Here is a 17,895-nt window from a genome sequence, read left to right as displayed (position 1 = left end):
CGCCACTCCAGAGAGCCGCCGGCGAAACCGGGGTTCGCTCACTCCCGGGCGTGCAGGTCCCGCAGCCGAACCCCCTCGGGCACCCGGTCCAGCGCCGTCGCGGGCCAGTCGTCGTGGACCAGCGTGAACGAGGTGTCCGGATGTAACGCGACCAGCCGGGCGACGCCGTCGGCGGCGGCCTCGCAGGCCGCGCGGTCGGTCCGCTCGGGGACTTCCGCGGTCAGCGGATAGGTGTCGGCGAGTTCGCGGGGATACGGCCCGAAGGGGGGCAGAACCCCCCAGGTCTCGTCGTAGCGGGAGTTCGAGCCCCCCTCGGTCAGCAACACCTCGTCGGCGTCGAGGTCGAAGCGGTCCAGCCGCTCCTGGTGGCGCAGTACCTCGGGCCGGCGGGCGCTCTCGGCCGAGGTGTAGAAGAAGGCGTCCTTCGAGACCGGGTCGGTCCGCTCCAGTTGCTCGGCGTGGTCGAGCAGCGTGCGGTAGCCGTCGAGCATCGTCGGGTGCCCGCGGGCCCGCGAATCGACCAGTTCCAGCAGGTTCCCCGAGCGGATGGCCTGTCTGACGGTGCGAATCTCGCCGTAGGTGACGTGGAGGTTGTGACGGGCCAGGAGGTCCTGGCGGGCGTCGTCGTCCAGCCCGCGGACCTGGTCGGGCGTGTGGTCCGTACAGACCGGACAGTGACAGGGGAAGGTAGCGAGGTCGTCCAGCAGCTCGGTCCCCCGCACCGTGAGATAGCGGTCGTCGCGGGCGTACAGCGCGTACGCCGCCGAGTCGAACAGGTCACAGCCGAGCGCGGCGGCCATCGCGAACATCATCGGGTGGCCCGCGCCGAACAGATGGACCGGCCCCACCTCGCCGAGCCCGCGCTTGCAGGCCGCGACGACGTCGGCGAGGTCCGAGTAGCGGTACTCGTTCATCAGCGGGACGACGGCGCCAAGCGGGAACACGTCCAGCCCGGCGGTCTTGGCGTGGCTGGCCGCCCGCTCGCGCAGGTCGGGATACGTCGACCCCTGAACCGGCGCCGAGACGAGCATCTCGCCGGTGTCGGCGGCCGCGGCTCGCTCCAGCCGGTCCTGCGTGGTTTCGAGTTCCGACTCGGCCCGCTCGCGGTCGACGTCGGGCGGCGTCGGGATGTCGACGGGCGTCCCGATGTCGCTCCCGATGTCCTGCTGGAACTGGAGTATCTCCTCCGTGGTCACGTCGATGTCGCCGTATTCGGCGAGCTGGAACGAGCCCGAGTCAGTCATGATGGCGCCGTCGAAACCCAGCAGGTCGTGCAGGCCACGCTCCAAGGCCGGCTCGCGCAGTTCGTCGGAGCCGTGCAGGATGTAGCTGTTCGTGATGAGTATCTCGGCGCCGAACTCTGACGCCAGGTCGGCCGGGTCGACCGTCTGGACGTGGGGGTTGACCACGGGGAGGATGGTCGGCGTCTGGACGGTGACGCCGGCGCGGGGGACCTCCAGTTCGCCCAGGCGGCCCGCGGCGTCGTACTGGCGGACCTCGAAGTTCGTCATTGCACGGTGTCGGCGGGGGGAGCGCCTAAGGGTTGTGTTCCCGGGCTACTCGGCGGGACACATCGGGCAAGGACACAGGCCGTAGTTCTACAGCCATCGTTCCTGCGACCGGTATGTCTCAGACGGTCACCGCTCGAACAGCGCGTAGTACATGAGACCGACCGCCGAGCGACCGTCCCGCAGGTCGCCGGACCGAACCGATTCGAGCAGCTCGTCGAACGCCGCCGTCTCGACGCGGATGGACTCGTCGAAGTCGAGCTCCTGCTCGGCGGTCGGTTCACACCCCTCCGCGAGGAAGTAGTGGAACACGGAGTCGGCGTAGCCGTTGGCGGGCTCGGCGGTGTAGAGATGGCGCACGCGCTCCGCCTCGTAGCCGGTCTCCTCGCGGAGTTCGCGGTCGACGGCGTCGCGCGGTGCCGCGTCGTCGGCTTCCATGCTCCCGGCCGGCAGCGCGCGGTTGACCCGCTTGACGGCCTGGCGCCACTCCTCGATGACGACCACGTCCCCATCCGGCGTCAGGGGGAGGACGACGACGCTGTCGCCCTCCCGCAGGAAGTCGAAGTCGGTCTCGGTGCCGTCGGGCAACTCGACGTCCTCGTGGACGATGTCGAACCCCGGACAGCTGTAGGCGATGTCCGTCGTGAGCGTCTCCCAGGCGAGTTCGTCTGCCATATCGGCCCCTGTGGTCCCAGGAGTAAACTGGTTGCCGTCCGTGGCTCGTAGTGATTCTTGTAGCGATTGCCGGTACGCGCCGACCCCTGGCGTCGGCGCTATCCGGTGATAACCTACGAGAATTACTATCAGAGCTTCGACTGGTCGCGGGCCTGCTCGGTCCGCCGCGTCGCCTGGTCGAGGCGGTTCCGGGCGGCCGCCGACAGCGGGTCGGGCATGTCGTTGCTGGCCTCGGCTATCTTCGTACTGACCCGTTCGAGCCGGGCGGCGACGGTCTCGAGCTGCCGGTCCGCGTTTCCGCGGTCGCCGTCCTCGGCCCGCTGGGCGGCCCGCTCGGCCGCCTCGACGACGGCACCGAGCGCCTGGGTGAGGCCGCCGATAGCGTTCTCCCGCCCGTCGCTGTCGTCATCGTCGTCGTCGGAATCGCCGTCCCGGATTTCGGCCACCTGCGCCTGCGTCTCCGCCGCGATGTCCGCGACGAACGTCGCGAGCGACGCCTTCCCGGTGTTCGGGTCCGCGAGACGGACCGGGTCGTCGGAGTCCGGGTCGGGGTTGACGCGGGCGGCCCCGACCGCGTCGTCGGTGTCCCTGACCTCCGTGGTGTAGGCACCGCCCCGGTGGACGTAGGCCGCGTCGGGGCCGTCGAGCGGCGCGTCGTAGAGCCGGCCGCCGAAGTCGTCCTCGACGGCGAAGCGGCGGAGCTCGCTGTCGGCGTCAGCGGGGTCTATCTCTACTTTCCGGGCGTTCTCGCGGGCGACCAGCGGTATCTCGCCATCGACGCCGGCCGCCGTGGGGCGCCCGTCGTCGGCGACCGACACCGACTCGCTGTGGGGGGCCGCGCCGGCCCGGTTGACCGTCAGCCGGTGGTCGCCCGCGGGGACGTCCCTGACGGCGGCGACCCCGCCGAAGGTCGGGACCGCCTCGGGGTCGCTCTCCAGCAGGGCGACGGCCTCGAACTCGGAGGTCTGCGTGGTCACGCCCTCGTCTTCGGGCGCGTCGACGCTGGCGACGGCCTCCGAAACGCTGGCGACGACGGTGTTTACGGCCGCCGCGTCGCCGATTGCGTCGTAGCGGTCGGCGAGCGCCGAGCGGTGGTTGGGCTCGGAGATGTCCGCCGCCGGGTTCGCGTAGCGGGGCTGGCCCCACGGCGCGCCCGTCGTCGAGATGTGTCCCGAGACGGCGTCCTCGCCGAACTCGGGGACCGCGAACTCGAAGCTCAGCTGCGGGCCGGTGAAATCCGTGATGTGTTCGATTTCGGCCGTCGGGACCAGGTCGTACTCGATGTCCGCGTCGCTCTCGCGGTCGGCGTGGTCGAACACCAGGCCAGTCTCGCGGTTCGGGAGCCCCGACAGCGAGCCGGAGAGCGTTTCGAGCGAGCGGACCGTCAGCGCCTGCGGGATGAGGTCCGACCGCTCGACGGACGGCAGGTCGGGGTGGTCGTACAGCGGCGCGCCCTCGTACTCGGGCACGAGATAGGGGAGCCTGGAGCCCTCGTCGCGGGGCAGCCCGTAGGCGAAGGGTATCGCCGCGATGTCCTCTATCGTCTCGATGGCGCTGTTGGTTATGTCGGCCAGCCCACCGCTCTCCGAGAGCCGCTCGAACTCGTCTTCGGCGTCGTTGAGCGACAGCGCACTCGAATGTGACCCCAGCTCCGAGAGGATTCGGGGCACCGTCTCCGGGTCCGGGTCCAGGAACTCGTTGTTGGGGACCTTCCGGGAGTGCGAGCTGGCGACGTAGAGCTGGGGCTCGTCGGTGTCCGTGTCGACGAAGACGTGCAACACTTCCCAGTCGTGCCAGTGGAAGTTCGTGGTGAACTGGTCGAACACGGAGTAGAACCAGAACTGGACGACCGCAAGCGGCGACTCCTGGTACTCCACGGCGTTGTAGAACACCGTCGGCTCCGGGGGCTGGTCGCCGGTGAACCGGTCGTGGTAGCCGTCGAACGCGTCGAACCCGGTGACGATGGTCTCGCCGTCCCGCTTACTGGTGTAGGGCCGCGGGTCCGTCGGGAACCACGGCTCGTTCCGGTCGAAGTACACCGTCGGCGCGAACTGCGTCGCGAGCCGGCGCGACCGCTCGGCGCCGACCGGCGTCGGCGTTCCGTCCTGCCCGGGCGCGAACAGCGGACAGCCGGCCAGCGACGCGGCGCCGGCGGCGGTGAGCGCGCCGAGCATCGCGCGCCGGTTCAGCGTCGGCTCGGCCACGCGTTACCGGCCCCCTCGGACGTGTCGCTCGCTGTGTCCGGCACGGCCATCGACAGGGCGATACAGCTGCATTATACCGCAGGGACGCCATCGCGGGACAAAGGTGTTCTGGCGGCCGGGGCATCGAGCGCCCGTCCGCGTTCAGTACCGCTGGAACCCGTCGGTGTCGAGGTAGTTGTGTGCGACCGTGATGGCGTGGTCGGCGTGGAGCGGCTCCGGGCCCAGCGAGAGCCGCCGGTCCGCGTGGGACTCGATGTGACCTGTCTCCTCGTCACCGAAGTCGTGGTGGTCCGAGAGGACGAAAACGGGGTCTGACGGGGGCTCGACCTCGGCGGCGGCGTCGCCGTCCTCGTGGAGCTGGACGACGGTCCCCTCGCGGGCCACGTCCTCCAGGGTCGGCGCGAACCCGCGCCGGGTCAGCGAGACCCCCGGCGAGCTCTCGACCGGGACGTGGCCGATGGCCTCCTCGCGCTCGTCGAGCGCGTTGCGAATCAGCGCGGCCGTCGAGCGCTCGTCGGGGTTGAGCCGGCGGAGCTCGCTCCCGTCGAAGGTGACGGTGTACTCGTCGGCCAGCACGAGGTGGACCCGGACGGCCTCGCGGATGGCGTGGGAGAGGAAGAAGGCGCTGGTGACACACCGACATAGCACGTCGAGGCGGCCGGCGGCCCCGGCGAGGTCGTCGAGCGAGAACTCCGGCGTAGTGGGCGCGTCGTGACCGATGACGACGAACTGGCGCATATCGCTCACTGTCGCCGGGCCGGGTTAGCCCTGTCGAAGCTCACTCGGGGTCGACGAACTGGCCGTCCTCGACGGCGATGAGGTCCCGGGAGACGGCGGCCTCGATGACGGCGTCGAACTCCGCCGGGTCGATGTCGTAGGCGCTCGTGGCCACCTCGCGTATCTCGGTCCTGTCGACCGGGAACGCCCTGTTCTTGAGCAGCCGCATCACCTTGTTGTACTCCAGTTTCGTCAGCGTCGGCTCGGAACCGTCGGTCGTCTCGGCGTCGCTCCCGTCGTCGTCCTCGGTCGCCCCGTCCGACGGGGTCCCCGTCGCGTCCGCGTCGGGGCCGGCAGTCGACGCCTCCTCGTCCGCGCCGTCGCGCGTCGGCGACTCCCACTCGTCGGCGTCGGTGGTCGGCTCGTCGTCGGTGCCGTCGTCGAGCGGCGACCCGCGGGGCGAGTCAGCCGACTCGGCGCCGTTCGCCAGCGCGGCGTCGGCCCGCTCGTTCCGCCCGTCAGCCGCCGCGTCGTCGGCCGCCGAGGCGCCCTCGGTCGCCGCGACCACCTCCTCGACGACGGCGCCGAGTTTGCGCCGGCAGTCCCCACAGAGCACGACCGTCGGGCCGTCCTCGGGCGGCCGGAGCTCCTTCGGGACGACCGGGTATTCGGAGAGCGAGGCGTCGAAGGCGTCCCCACAGAAGTAACACGAGGCCAGTCGGTCCATACTGGCGACTGGATGGGGCGTCGTATTAAATCCCGCTCTCAGCTACCGGGGCAGCCGGTCGAGAGGGCGTCCTCCCGGACACTGTCGGGAACCGAAACCCGAACCCGGTCGCCGTAGTCGCGATACCGGAACGTGAGCGTCGCGGTGGCCGTCTCGCCGTCGGCACTGACGACTACGCGGATGGCGCTCCGAACCGGCCGGTCCGTCGCGGTGTCGAGCCAGAGGTCGACGGTGACGCTATCGACGTTCGAGGAACCGAATACCGGTGCGTTCCGGGAGCCGACGCCGCGCTCTGACAGCACTTCATCGGACGGTTCACCCGAGATGTGGGTCACGTCCCGCCCGCCGACGGTCTCGGTCCCGTTGTAGTAGAGGTCGCCGGTCGAAAGCAGGTCGAGTTGCCGACCGACGGGCGTCAACGCGACCCACTCTGACTCGGTCGAGCGCTGCTGTCGGCCCCAGAGCCCGTCCCCCAAGGGCCCCCGGCACTCGGTGAAGCCGGTTCTGTTGTCGAGGTAGTTCACGCTCCGCTCGCCGTCGAAGCTCATGTTGGCGACCTGTCGCTGTGACGTGGCGTTGACCGCTCCGACTCCGTGGCCGGTGACGCGTTCGTCGCCGGCGGTCGTGGACGCGTCGATCGTTACGTTGTACCGGTAGGAGGAGACGGCGTCGACGCGCTCTCCGGCCGCGTCGAGCCGATCGACAGCGTCCGATTCCCGGACGGGCTCAGAGCCGAACATCGAACACCCGGCGAGTACGAGCAACACCGCAAGCGCTACTTGGAGGGAAGGGCGGCGCATAAATCCACGTTGCACAGTCGGCAAAAAGAACCTTTCTTATGCCACAGCGTGGGCGAAGACGAAGGCCCTGAGTAGCTTCGCGGCCAGCGTCGCGGCCTGGCCGTCGTCGCGGTCGTTGACCTCCACGGCGTCGAACCCGACGGCGTGGGGAGCGACGGCCCGAACCACGTCACGGAGTTCGCGGGGCGTCAATCCAAAGGGTTCCGGCGTGCCCGTGCCCGGCGCGAAGCCGGGGTCGGCGGCGTCGATATCCACCGAGAGGTAGGCCCGCTCGTCGCCTAGGTCGGGCGTCCAGTCGGCCACGTCCTCGGGGGGGACGACGGTCACGTCGCCCTCGCCCGCGCGCTCCCACTCGCGCTCGCTGCCGGTGCGGGCGCCCAGCACGACCGCGCGGTCGGCGACCGAGAGGGCGTGGCGGGTCACCGTGGCGTGTGAGAGGTCGTCGCCGGCGTAGGACGCCCGCAGGTCCAGATGGGCGTCGGCACAGACGAACACGTCCGGGTCGAGTGCGCGGACGGCGGCGACGCTGACGGTGTGTTCGCCGCCGACCAGCAGGGGGACGGCGCCGTCGCTCGCGAACTCGCCGATGGCGCTCTCCAGGAAAGTGAGGTATTCGGCGGTGTCGGCCGTGGGGCCGACGTCGCCGTGGTCGTACACACCGAGGTCGGTGAACCGTCGCCCGGTGTGGTGGTCGTAGTCGTCGAACTGTTCGCCGAACTCGCGAACGCGGCGCGGGCCGAAGCGGGCGCCCGGACGGAACGAGGTCGAGGCGTCCAGCGGCGCCCCCACGAGGGCGTAGGCCGCTCCCTCGCGGTCGGCGACCGCGCCGGGGAACGTCATTACGACCGTGTGATTTTGCGCTGGTCCTCGTATTCGAGGTACTCGATCTCGTCGTCGGGTTCGAGGTCCACGTCGTCGGGCATCAGCATCGTGAACGTGTCGTAGGTCTCCAGGTCCATCACCTGAGCGTCGCCGCCGTCGGTCGAGACGACCTGGCCCTGCTTCCGGTCGACGATGGGGACCCAGATCTTCGCGTCGACGGGCTGGGAGAGCGAGCGCTTCTTGCTGTCGAAGACGCCGCGGGCGTCGATACGCGCCTTCGCGCTCCCGTGCTTGCCCGGTTTGGCCGTGCTGTAGGAGTCGATCTTACACGGCGTATCCTCTATCATCACGTAGCTTCCTTCGTCGAGTTCTCGGACTTCCGTCTGCTGTCGAGCCATACGGCCGTTTAACCCGTGTTGTAGTATAAACGGTTTGGAATCGGGGGCGCCGACGGAATCTGCCGACGCAGTGGCAGGTACCGACGGAGTCGAACGCTTTATTACCGACAGGTAGTAGTCAGTGGTATGGCTCTCTCCGACGCGCAGTTCGAACAGTACCAGCGCGACGGCTACGTCGTCGTCGAGGATTGCCTCGACAGCGCCGTCGTCGAAGCAGTGAGCGAACGCATCGAGTCCTACGTCCGGAACGACCGCGAGGAGGCGGGGTTCGAGCGGATGCTCGAACCCGACGCCGCCGAGGACGCGCTCGGCGACGCCGACCCGGTCCGGAAGTTCGAGGGAATCGGAATGGTCCGCGAGGACGACGTCTTCGCCGACCTCGTGACCGACGAGAACGTCCTCGAAGTCGTCAGACAGCTCCAGGGGCCGAACCTCTCCCTGCTCCGGAGCGCCGCCATGCTCAAGCCGCCACGGGTCGGCAGCGAGAAGAAGTACCACCAGGACGCCGCCTACTACCCCATCCACCCGATGGACCACGTCACGGTGTGGATGGCGCTTGACCAGGCCACGACCGAGAACGGCTGTATGCAGGTCGTCCCCGGCGCCCACAGGGACGGGCTCCTGGGTCACGAAGCCATCGAGTACGACACCGACATCACCATCGCCGAGGGCGACTACGGGCCGGAAGACGCCGTTGCCCTGCCGATGGAGCCCGGCGACGTGCTCTTCCAGCACTGCCTGGCTCCCCACTACACCGCACCCAACGAGACCGACGACTGGCGCCGGGCCTACATCGCCGCCTACATGCGCAACCGCTCGCGCTTTACCGACCCGGACCCGCCCGAGTGGGTCGACAGCTACCACGTCAGCGGCGAGACGTTCCCGGGGTGTGTGTAGATGGCGGCGACGGACGCCAGCGGACTGGTCGGGAAGCTCTCGAACATGGGCCCGACGTGGCTCGCCGGGGCCATCGCCACCGGCCCGGCGACCATCGGCGCGCTCGTGACCGCGGGGGCGGGCTATGGCTACACCCTGCTGTGGGTGGTCGTCCTCTCGGCGGTGATGGGCGCGGCCGCGCAGTATCTCGCGATGCGGCTTGGCCTGCTGACCGAGGCCGGCATCGTCTCCGCCGTCGAGGACAACCTCGGCTCGTCGTGGGCGTGGCTGCTGGTGGTCGACGCCGTCATCGCGGCGGGGCTCGCACAGCTGGTCATCATGAAGACGCTGGCTGGAGTCTCCGCCGAGGTCACCGGCCAGAGCCCCGTCGTCTGGGCGGTCGCGTGGAGCGTCGTCCTCGCGGTCGGCCTGGCCGGCGGCGGCTACCGCTACGCCGAGCTCGGCGCCAAAGTGCTCGTCTCGCTGGCCGTCCTGCTGTTTGTCGCGTCGCTTTTCGTCGTTCCCATCGACGTCGGTGCGGCCGCGGCGGGACTGGTCCCGTCCATCCCGGCCGGTGTCGAGGGCGCGCTGCTGGCGGCCGGTATCCTCGGCGGCGCGGTCCACATCGCACTGGTGACGATGCAGTCCTACACGATGCGAGCGCGCGGCTGGACGACCGACGACAGCGCGCTCGCTCGCTTCGACATCGGCGCGTCGATGCTCGTCGCCTTCGGTATCGCCAGTCTGTCCATCTTCCTCGTCGCCGCCTCGGTGCTTTCGGACCCGAGCCTCGGCGTCGTCGGCGCCGCGAACGCGCTCGGCCCCCTCGCCGGGAGCAACGCCAAGTGGCTGTTCCTGCTGGGGCTGTGGGGCGCGGCCGTGACGACGCTGGGCGCCAACACCGTCGTCCCGCCGTATCTCGTCGCGGACAAGATGGGGTGGGACCAGGACACCTCCGACTCCCGATACCAGGCGACTGTGGCCGTCTTCGCCCTCCTCAGCGCCCTGGGCGTGTTCATCCCCGGCGCCGTCTTCGGGCTGCTCGTCCAGGCTCTGGCCGTCGGCTTCGTCGGCACGCCGTTCGTGCTGGCGCTGGTGCTCTACCTGCTGAACGACCCGACCGCCGTCCCGCAGACGAGCTCGGTCGTCGAGAACGTCGGCGGCCTCCTGCTGATCGGCGTCAGCACCGTGGTCGCGGGCCAGTGGCTCCAGCGCGTAGCGTCGGGCGGTGTCACCGACCCGGTCTCCCTGGCGATACTGACCTTCGCCGCCGTGCTTGGCGCGGCGATGGCCGGGCTGCTCGGGCTGGCGGCGCGGAACTGGCTGGCCGAGGACAGCGAGCCGGCAGTGGCAGCCGACTGAATGTCGCCGCCCGTACCGCTCGACGGGACCACGCTCGCCGTGGGGCCGTCGAACGCCGGAAAGACCCGGCTGACGGCGCAAGCGCTCGACCGCTGGCTCGACGCACACGGACCCGACGGCTGTGTCGTCCTCGATTTCGCGCCCGCCATCGAGCGTGACGGCGAGATACTGGGCGGGCCGCTGACACAGTTCACGACGGTACCCGACAGGGCCTACCACGGCGTCGTCGACGCACACGCGCCGCGGTCAGAGGGGGATACCGACGCCGAGGCGCTCGCGCTGGCGGCGGCCAACACCGCGGCGGCCGTCGACCGACTCGACGCCGCGCCGGTCGAGCCCCGAGCGGTGTTCGTCAACGACGCGACCATCGCGCTCCAGAGCGACCGGGCGCCGACCGAGCGGCTCACGGGCTACTGCGACCGGGCCGACTGTAGCGTCGTAAACGCCTTCGAGAGCGACGAACTCGGGGTCGACAACCCGGTATCGGAAAACGAGCGGCAGGCCCTGGAGAGGCTCCGAGCGTGGGCCGACCGCGTGGTCGAACTGCCGTAGTTCGTCCGTCACTCCGGTTCGAACACGTAGGAGTGGCGGATGTCGCTGTCGTACAGTAGCGTTCCGGGCGGCTTCCGGAGCAGATACGCCACGATGTAGAGGTCCCCGACGGCGCCGGCGGCGTTGACGAGCAGGACCAGGAAGACGAAGACGGCAAACAGCGGCACCGGGACGGCGAGCAGCGGGAGCCCGACGAGCGAGATGACCACCAGCGGCGCGAGCGCGACCGGGAAGGCATGTTCGCGGGTGACGAACTGGTGGAACGGGGTCGCGTAGAACGCGCCTATCTGCGGCATCGCGCCGTAGGAGACCCGGTAGCCGTACCGACCGAAGACCAGCCCGTGGACGAGTTCGTGGACGACGACGGTCACGCCGACCGCGAGCAGCGTCAGGCCGACGATGAGCGCGAGGTTGAACTCGAACGTGATACCGGTCCCCGTCTCGGTGACGACGGCGAGTGACTCGTAGACCGCCACGCCGTGGACGGCCCAGAGCACGCCCCCGAACAGCACCACTGCGGGGACGAAGAGGAGGGCGCTGCCTATCATGAGGAGCCAGGCCGGATACTCGAACGGTGCCGGGTCGTGATACCCCTCGGGCGTGGCCGGGACGAGCGCGTCGGAGGGCGCGTAGTCGCTGTCGGGGCGGTCGCCGGTCATAGCTCCGAACTCGGCCGGCCGGCATGTCAGGTTTTGGTAGCCGCGTCAGCCGTCCTCGCCCTCGTCGGGGAGCCCCATCGCCCCGACGTTGCCGCCGTCGCGGTCGCGCATGCTCTGGCGGGTGAACTGCGGCTTCGCGCGGACGCCCTTCTTCCGCCGGAACGACCACCACAGCGACAGCCCGAGGACCACGACCGCGAGGCCGGCGCCGCCGGCCACGAGGAGGCCGGCCTCCGCGTAGAGGAACGCCGTCGAGAACAGCGTGCTCGCGAGCATCATGCCTAGGATGAGCCGTTTGGTCATCGTCGCCAACAGCCTGTCCGAGTCCTCGATGTCGGCGCGGACGGTCAGTTCCTCGCGCTCGACGCGGTCGAGGACGGATTCGAGTTTGGGCGGGATGCGGACCGCGGACTGTGCGGCGTCCTGGACCTCGGTCGCGCGGTCCTGGACGTAGTTTTTCACGCCGGCGGTGAGATACCCCTCCTCGCGCAGGAACTCCGTCGCCACGGAGATGAAGTCGAACTCCGGGTCAAGCGTCACACAGACCCCCTCGACGACGGTCGCCACGCGGAGGACGAGCGCGAGGTTCGCCGGCAGGCGCAGGGGGAACTCGTAGATGGTGTCCTCGACCTGCTGGACGATCTGCTGGACGCGGTACTGCTCTATGTCCTCGCCGCGGGCGTCGGCGATGGCCAGCTCCATCACGTCGCCCATCACTTCCCGGTCCGCCTCCGGGCTCAGGGTGCCCATCTCGATGAGGGCGTCGAGGATGGCCTGGATGTTCTGGTCGGCGACGGCGGCGTAGAAGTCGATTATCTTCTCCTGGACGAACGGGTCCACCCGCCCGGACATCCCGAAGTCGTAGAAGACGAGCGTCCCGTCGTCCTGGACGGCCAGGTTCCCGGGGTGGGGGTCCGCGTGGAAGACGCCGTCGTCGATTATCATCTGGAGATAGGCCGTCTGCAGCGTCTCGGCCAGTTCGGTCCGGTCGACCCCCCGCGCGTCGAGGTCGTCGATGTCGTTTATCTTCGTGCCGGGGACGTACTCCATCGCGAGCACCCGCCGCGTGGAGTGGCTCCCGACGACATCGGGGATGCGGATGCGGTCGTTGTCGGCGAAGTTGGCCCGAATCTCGCGGAGCATCTCGGCCTCGCGCTCGTAGTCCATCTCCTGGCGGATGGTCTTGGCGAACTCGTCGGCCAGCGTCTCCAGGGAGAAAGAGCGGGCGTCGTCGATGAAGTACATCAGAATCGGCAGGGACCAGCGGATGACCCGCAGGTCGGCCTCGACGAGGTCCTCGATGTCGGGCCGGCGAATCTTCACCGCCACGTCACGGCCGTCGACCCGGGCCCGGTACACCTGGCCCAGCGACGCGCCGCTGATGGCGTCGGTGTCGAACTCGGCGAACCGCTCCTCGACCGGCCCCAGCTCCTCTTCGAGGACGACCTTCGCCCGGTCCCAGTCCGCGGGGGGTACCTGGTCCTGAAGGGACGCGAACTCGTCGATGTACTCCGGCGGGAGCACGTCCGGCCGCGTCGACAGCAGCTGTCCCAGCTTGATGAACGTCGGGCCAAGCGTCAGCAGCGAATCGAGCAGCGACTGGGCCCGCCTGCGGCGCTGTTCGCTCGTCACCTGTCGGCCGGAGCCAAACAGGAGAAACCGCTTCCGGTCGCGGGCGTACGCGAGCAACAGGGGGAGGAACTGCCGGGCGACGCGGAGGAACCGCCAGTACGCGCGGAGGTTCACCGGCTCGCCACCCCGCCGCGGCCGTTCGTTCCCACAGCGCGTCGTCCACGGGTCGGCCCACGCCGATACATCGCTACAGCACTCACTATCAGGCCTCGTCGATGGGGACGGTCGTACTCGGCGCGGCCGTCGCCTTCGGAATCGACAGTTCGAGGACCCCGCGGGAGACGGTCCCCTCGGCGCCCTGGCCGGTGGCGTCCGGCGGCAGCGGCAGCTCGACGTCCAGGAACACGGAGCGGTCCTCGCGGACGAACCGGAACTCCCGGGGCACGTCCTTGCTGCGCTGGCCCTCGATGACGAGACGACCCGCCTCGACCGTGACTTCGAGGGTGTCGGCGGTCACGCCCGGCAGGTCCAACACGAGCAGGTACCCCTCCTCGGATTCGAGCACGTCCGCGAACACGGCGTCGGGGAGCGACCCCAGCGCCTCACGCAGGGCTGACATGGGCCGGTCTAGGGTTGGCGGCATGGTAAACCCGGCGGTTCCGACAGTCTCGGGGGCGTGGCGGCGCCGCGTCCGCGCCTACAGCAGGGCCCCGGCGGCGACGGCCGCGACGGCGGCGACGAGGACCAGCCCCAGGCCGGCCCGCCAGAGTCCGCCGCGGGCGATTCGCCACGCCGTCCCGCGCTCGTCCGTGTCGGAGATGACGAACATCGGCGTCGCCGCCCCGTCGCCGACGAGCGCGTCGACGAGGTTGCTCCCCCACTCGACGCTCGGCCCGCGGGTGGCCTGTCCGTAGACGTACACTGCCTCGCCCACGTCGAGGCGGCGCTCGGTGAACCGCTGCTCGTTGCCGACGTTGAGCTGCGTCACCTTGAGGTCGATGACCCTGTCCTGCGGGTCGACGCCGTCGGTGGCCGCGACGTACCTCGCGAGGCGTTCCGGCAGTTCGGTCCCCGGCGGAACGGTCACCGACTGTGGTTCGAGGTGGATGTCCGCGCCCTCGGGGTCGACGACCACCCGCCCGGTGCCGTCGTCCACAACGAAGTCAACGCCGGCCATCCCGGTGTCGAGCGTCTCCCAAGACTCGCTTTTGCCCGACGAGCGCAGCTCCTCGACCTCGTAAGTGTAGGCCAGACAGCGCGAGCCGGTGAACGGGGCCTCGACGGTCCCGTCGTCACCTTCGACGGCCCGCCCCTCGATTTCGACGGGCCCGCGGTGGCCGTGGAGCTCCCGCACCGGGAGCGGGTCCGAGCGGAGGATGTGAAAGACCGTCGTCAGGCGGCGGCCGCCGGCATAGAGGAGGTACCCACCGACGGCGAGGAACGCGAGCGCGACCAGCTGCGGAAGGACCATACGGTCCGTCGCGTCTGGCCGGAGCAAAAACGTTGCCGATGTGTGTGACCGGACTCCGGGCGCTTTTGCCCCAGCAGCGCCAACGGCGGGTATGGCCGGGGCCCCGCCGAGCGACCTGGAGGAGTGTACGCTGGAGACCGCCCGCCGACAGCTGGGCAGTTACGCGGTGCCGGTCGACCGGACCGACCGCATCCCGCTGTCGGTTGCCGTCGGGCGCGTCCTGGCGACAGACGTGACGGCCGCCGACCCGATTCCCGGCGCCGACATCGCCCCCGACGACACCGTCTTCGAGCGGGGCCACCGGCTCCGCCCCGCGGACGTGGGCCTGCTGAAGGCCGCCGGCGTGAACGAGCTGCTGGTGCGCCAGCGCCCGCAGGTCGGCATCGTCCCGACCGGCGACGGCCTGGTGGAACGGGACCCCGGGCCCGACGAACGCATCGAGACGGCCGGCTTCACCCTCTCCCAGTACGTCGACCGGTGGGGCGGGAAGGTCACCTATCGCAACGCCGTCGCCGACGACGCGCCCGCCCTTCGGATGGCGGTCCAGCGCGACCTGACGCGGGACGTCGTCGTCCTGACCGGCACCGAGCCGGGCGACACGCTCCGGGAGGTCGTCCGGGAGCTGGGCGATATCGTCGCCGACCGCGTCGCCGTCGCCCCCGGACGCGAGACGGGTCTGGCCGTGGTTCAGGACCGGCCGGTGCTGTTGATGCCGGAGTCGCCCGTCGCCGCCCGCGTGGGCGCGGTCGAGTTGCTCCGCCCGCTGCTGAAGGGGTTCGGCGACGCCCCGCTGTCGCCCCACCCGAGCCGACAGGCGACCCTGGAAGAGCCACTGGACACCGACGACGCCGTGCGGTCGTTCGTCCCGGTCGCACTGGACGGCGGGCGGGCGACGCCGCTGTCGGGGACGGACCTCGCGACGGCGACGCGGGCCGACGGCTGGGTGACGGTGCCGGCGGACACACTGGACCCGGCGGCCGGCGATACCGTCGCTGTCGAGGACTGGGACTATCTACCGTAGGACGGTACCACCGGGCCGCTCGGGGACCACGGTTTGCAGTGGGTCGTCGGTCAGTACAGAAGAGACACCTCCACTTCGTCACTGCTCTGTTTCCCCCGAGACGGCCGTGAAGGAGCAATCCGTACTTAGTCTTCGTTCCGCGAGGATACGTTCGCCTATATAATTGACATAGCAGACCTCTTGTCCGGACCCGAGAGAGTGTGAAGTATGGCAACAATCGACAATATTCGGCTCGACTTCGTCTGTGTTCACAACGCGGGACGGAGCCAGATGGCAGCCGCATTCGCCGAGCGCGAGCGCGCCGAGCGCGGCTTGGGAGACATCGTCGAGATCCACTCAGGAGGAACGGACCCCGCCGACGCGGTCCACGAAGAGGTGGTAGAAGCCATGGCAGAGGTCGGGGTTGACATCGCGGACAAGACTCCCAAGTACGTCGCCGACCTCAATGACCTCAAGGACACTGACTATCTGGTCACGATGGGGTGCTCCATCACGGAATTCAATCCCGAACAGTATGGCGTCGAGTCGCACGAGTGGGATCTCGTGAACCCGGACGGACAAGACATGGAGACCGTCCGTGAAGTCCGGGACGAAATTGAACGTCAAGTAGAGACCTTGTTCGACGAACTCGAACGGCTCGCCGACGAGAAGCGAGCCGGCGCGGGCTCCTCGGGCGGAATCATCACGAAGATTCGGGATTCGCTATCCCTCTGACTCCCGCTTAGCTGGTCAGACTCACGTCGATTACTTCGCAGACGTACCAGTCAGCTACATCGCCGAAAACGACGCAGTTCCCCGGCCTACAGTTCACGCAGCGATTCGACGCGGTGGTCGCCCCAGACACAGCGGTCCTCGCTTATCGGCGAGCCGCGTTCGACGTGGATGCCGTCCAGCCCCGCGTTCCGTGCCGCGCCGATGTCGCCGGGGTTGTCACCGGCCAGCACGCCGGCGTGGCCGTTGTGGCCCACGCCGAGGTCAGCCATCGCTCGGCGGACCGGCGCGGGGTCGGGCTTCCAGCCGATGTCGTCGTCACAGCAGACGACAGTGTCGAACCAGTCGCCGATGTCCAGCCGGTCGAGTATCGGCTCCGTGAGATACGGCTGGCAGTGGGTGACCAGCCCGACGGGCTCGGGTCGCTCGCTGAGGAACGCTTCGACGTCGTCGTACAGATAGGTCGCCTCGGCCCGAGTGAGCGGGTCCTCCTCCTCGTGGAAGATGTCCCAAAACAGCGCCGGGTCGACGCCGCGCTCGGCGAGCAGGTCGCGCCTGGCCTCGCCCTGGCCGTACCACAGCAGCGCCGCCTCGCGCTCGCTGAACCCCTGCCCGAGCCGGTCGCCGACCCGCTCCATCACCGCGACCGGATACGCCGGGTCCACGTCGACGAGGGTCCCGTCGAGGTCGAACAGCCAGAAATCGTAGTCACGAGCCACTGGGGCGGAGATAGGGTCGTGGCCAATAAATCCCTTCCGCCCGGACGGGTCACCGGACGTGGATAGAACTGCCCAGATACTTCTTCAGCACTTCGCTGACGCTGTCGGCGTTGAACGCGTCGAGGTCCGCGGCGATAGCGGCCTTCAGCGCGTCGAGATACGCCTCGCTCGTCCGGAGCTCGCTGAACGAGACGGACTCGACCGGCACGCCCAGGGCGTCCGCGGCCAGCCGGCGCCCGTGGGCGGCGTCGCCAAGCTCCCCCCGCCAGAGCGTGTCCCGGAAGAACAGCCACCCCGCCTCGCCCGGCGGGTCGGCCGCCCGCGAGAGGACGGTCTCGAACGTGTCGGGCTCCGCCCGATACCCCGGGTCGGGGTCGAGCCGGACGGTCACGCGGAAGAGGTAGCTCGCCTCGGGGTCGTCGCTCCCGGTCACGCTACTCGTAGAGGTCGTTCAGCCGCTCGGCCATGTCGATGTCCTTGTCGGTGATGCCGCCGGCGTCGTGGGTCGTCAGCCGCACCCTACACTCGCCCCACCGCACCGTCATCTCGGGGTGGTGCCAGGCGGCCTCGGCGACGCCGGCCGCGGCGCCGAGAAAGCCCGACGCGCCCAGATAGTCGTCGAAGTCGTAGACGCGGACGATTTCGTCGCCCTCGCGGTCCCAGCCGTCGGGGAGCCGGTCGCGAATCTCGTCGTCGGAAAGCAGGTCTGCCATATCGGAGAGTCGCTTGCCAGCCTGAAAGTGGTTTGGCCGCTAGGAAAGGTAGTGTTTAGTTTAGCAGTGCCTGGTATCGAGAGCCAGAAAGCCCCCGCGTTCTCAGCTTTGACTCGCGGCTTTGCCGCTCGTCAAGACGTGGGACCTTCGGTCCCACGCGACCCGCGGCTCGCTGCGCTCCCGCAGGTGCTTGCGTCGCCGGGGTTCGCTGAGAACGCGGCCCCTTTCATTCCACCCAAAGCCGGTTGACCAGCCAGCATGGGTGGGGCTGAAAGGGGCGGCCAGCTAAACGAAGGCGGCCGCCGTAAGGACCGCAACGCAGTGAGGACCGCAGCAAGGCCCCCGAGTTTAGCTGGTCGGGGCTTTCTGGCTGTTTGCCGTCCCCACC

20 protein-coding genes are annotated in these 17,895 nt (G+C 69.4%); 5 read left to right on the top strand and 15 right to left on the bottom strand.

The window, feature by feature from the left end; translation table 11 throughout:
- Positions 1 to 38 precede the first annotated feature (38 nt).
- From tgtA to NJQ98_RS16775, 8 genes are all read right to left on the bottom strand, one after another.
- Entirely contained in the window at positions 39 to 1,511 is a 1,473-nt protein-coding gene (gene tgtA / locus NJQ98_RS16810) for a tRNA guanosine(15) transglycosylase TgtA (RefSeq protein ID WP_262180775.1), read from the bottom strand.
- 126 nt (positions 1,512 to 1,637) lie between these two features.
- Positions 1,638 to 2,183, bottom strand: a complete 546-nt coding sequence (locus tag NJQ98_RS16805) for an NUDIX hydrolase (RefSeq protein WP_262180773.1) — start codon at positions 2,181 to 2,183, stop codon at positions 1,638 to 1,640.
- A gap of 128 nt (positions 2,184 to 2,311) precedes the next feature.
- The gene (locus NJQ98_RS16800; protein WP_262181019.1) at positions 2,312 to 4,357 is read right to left on the bottom strand and encodes a hypothetical protein; all 2,046 of its coding nucleotides are present in this window, start codon (positions 4,355 to 4,357) and stop codon (positions 2,312 to 2,314) included.
- A 171-nt stretch (positions 4,358 to 4,528) separates the two neighbouring features.
- Positions 4,529 to 5,125, bottom strand: a complete 597-nt coding sequence (gene trmY, locus NJQ98_RS16795) for a tRNA (pseudouridine(54)-N(1))-methyltransferase TrmY (protein ID WP_262180771.1) — start codon at positions 5,123 to 5,125, stop codon at positions 4,529 to 4,531.
- A 40-nt stretch (positions 5,126 to 5,165) separates the two neighbouring features.
- Positions 5,166 to 5,831: a DUF8528 domain-containing protein gene (locus NJQ98_RS16790; protein WP_262180769.1), complete on the bottom strand. Its 666-nt coding sequence runs from the start codon at positions 5,829 to 5,831 to the stop codon at positions 5,166 to 5,168.
- A gap of 38 nt (positions 5,832 to 5,869) precedes the next feature.
- Positions 5,870 to 6,631: a LolA-like protein gene (locus NJQ98_RS16785; RefSeq protein WP_262180767.1), complete on the bottom strand. Its 762-nt coding sequence runs from the start codon at positions 6,629 to 6,631 to the stop codon at positions 5,870 to 5,872.
- A gap of 36 nt (positions 6,632 to 6,667) precedes the next feature.
- A complete protein-coding gene (gene speB, locus NJQ98_RS16780; protein WP_262180765.1) occupies positions 6,668 to 7,471 on the bottom strand; it encodes an agmatinase in 804 nt (267 codons plus the stop codon).
- Entirely contained in the window at positions 7,471 to 7,851 is a 381-nt protein-coding gene (locus NJQ98_RS16775) for a translation initiation factor IF-5A (RefSeq protein ID WP_262180763.1), read from the bottom strand. Before NJQ98_RS16775 ends, speB begins: the two co-directional genes overlap by 1 nt.
- A gap of 126 nt (positions 7,852 to 7,977) precedes the next feature.
- Between NJQ98_RS16775 and NJQ98_RS16770 the strand changes: the two genes are divergently transcribed.
- Genes NJQ98_RS16770 through NJQ98_RS16760 form a run of 3 tightly spaced genes read left to right on the top strand, consistent with a single transcriptional unit; the run spans position 7,978 to position 10,641 of the window.
- On the top strand, positions 7,978 to 8,748 hold the full coding sequence (locus NJQ98_RS16770) for a phytanoyl-CoA dioxygenase family protein (protein WP_262180761.1): 771 nt from the start codon (positions 7,978 to 7,980) through the stop codon (positions 8,746 to 8,748).
- Positions 8,749 to 10,089 (top strand): NRAMP family divalent metal transporter, encoded by a 1,341-nt coding sequence (locus NJQ98_RS16765; RefSeq protein WP_262180760.1) that lies wholly within the window; start codon positions 8,749 to 8,751, stop codon positions 10,087 to 10,089.
- On the top strand, positions 10,090 to 10,641 hold the full coding sequence (locus NJQ98_RS16760) for a hypothetical protein (RefSeq protein WP_262180758.1): 552 nt from the start codon (positions 10,090 to 10,092) through the stop codon (positions 10,639 to 10,641).
- Between the two features lie 8 nt (positions 10,642 to 10,649).
- On the opposite strand, the gene NJQ98_RS16755 is transcribed toward NJQ98_RS16760, so the two are convergent.
- From NJQ98_RS16755 to NJQ98_RS16740, 4 genes are all read right to left on the bottom strand, one after another.
- Positions 10,650 to 11,300 (bottom strand): DUF3267 domain-containing protein, encoded by a 651-nt coding sequence (locus tag NJQ98_RS16755; protein WP_262180756.1) that lies wholly within the window; start codon positions 11,298 to 11,300, stop codon positions 10,650 to 10,652.
- Between the two features lie 45 nt (positions 11,301 to 11,345).
- Positions 11,346 to 13,046, bottom strand: a complete 1,701-nt coding sequence (locus tag NJQ98_RS16750) for an ABC1 kinase family protein (protein WP_262180754.1) — start codon at positions 13,044 to 13,046, stop codon at positions 11,346 to 11,348.
- Positions 13,047 to 13,134: 88 nt separating this feature from the next.
- A complete protein-coding gene (locus NJQ98_RS16745; RefSeq protein WP_262180752.1) occupies positions 13,135 to 13,491 on the bottom strand; it encodes an Hsp20/alpha crystallin family protein in 357 nt (118 codons plus the stop codon).
- A 78-nt stretch (positions 13,492 to 13,569) separates the two neighbouring features.
- A complete protein-coding gene (locus tag NJQ98_RS16740; RefSeq protein WP_262180750.1) occupies positions 13,570 to 14,343 on the bottom strand; it encodes an E3 ubiquitin ligase family protein in 774 nt (257 codons plus the stop codon).
- 91 nt (positions 14,344 to 14,434) lie between these two features.
- Here NJQ98_RS16740 and NJQ98_RS16735 point away from each other — a divergent pair, with 91 nt between their 5' ends.
- Positions 14,435 to 15,364, top strand: coding sequence for a molybdopterin-binding protein (locus tag NJQ98_RS16735; RefSeq protein WP_262180748.1), 930 nt, complete (start codon positions 14,435 to 14,437; stop codon positions 15,362 to 15,364).
- A gap of 207 nt (positions 15,365 to 15,571) precedes the next feature.
- Positions 15,572 to 16,078, top strand: coding sequence for an arsenate-mycothiol transferase ArsC (locus NJQ98_RS16730; protein ID WP_262180746.1), 507 nt, complete (start codon positions 15,572 to 15,574; stop codon positions 16,076 to 16,078).
- An 86-nt stretch (positions 16,079 to 16,164) separates the two neighbouring features.
- Here NJQ98_RS16730 and NJQ98_RS16725 read toward each other — a convergent pair whose 3' ends face one another.
- From NJQ98_RS16725 to NJQ98_RS16715, 3 genes are read right to left on the bottom strand one after another with little or no spacing between them, the layout of a single operon-like run.
- Positions 16,165 to 16,794: an HAD family hydrolase gene (locus NJQ98_RS16725; RefSeq protein ID WP_262180744.1), complete on the bottom strand. Its 630-nt coding sequence runs from the start codon at positions 16,792 to 16,794 to the stop codon at positions 16,165 to 16,167.
- Between the two features lie 49 nt (positions 16,795 to 16,843).
- A complete protein-coding gene (gene lwrS / locus NJQ98_RS16720) occupies positions 16,844 to 17,227 on the bottom strand; it encodes an LWR-salt protein (protein ID WP_262180742.1) in 384 nt (127 codons plus the stop codon).
- Between the two features lies 1 nt (position 17,228).
- Positions 17,229 to 17,507, bottom strand: coding sequence for a 4a-hydroxytetrahydrobiopterin dehydratase (locus tag NJQ98_RS16715; RefSeq protein WP_262180740.1), 279 nt, complete (start codon positions 17,505 to 17,507; stop codon positions 17,229 to 17,231).
- Positions 17,508 to 17,895: the final 388 nt, after the last annotated feature.

The sequence above is a fragment of the Haloarcula laminariae genome (assembly GCF_025457605.1).
Taxonomy (GTDB): Archaea; Halobacteriota; Halobacteria; order Halobacteriales; family Haloarculaceae; genus Haloarcula; species Haloarcula laminariae.
Note: the sequence above shows the minus strand (reverse complement) of the source record. Positions and strands in the feature narration are given on the sequence as shown.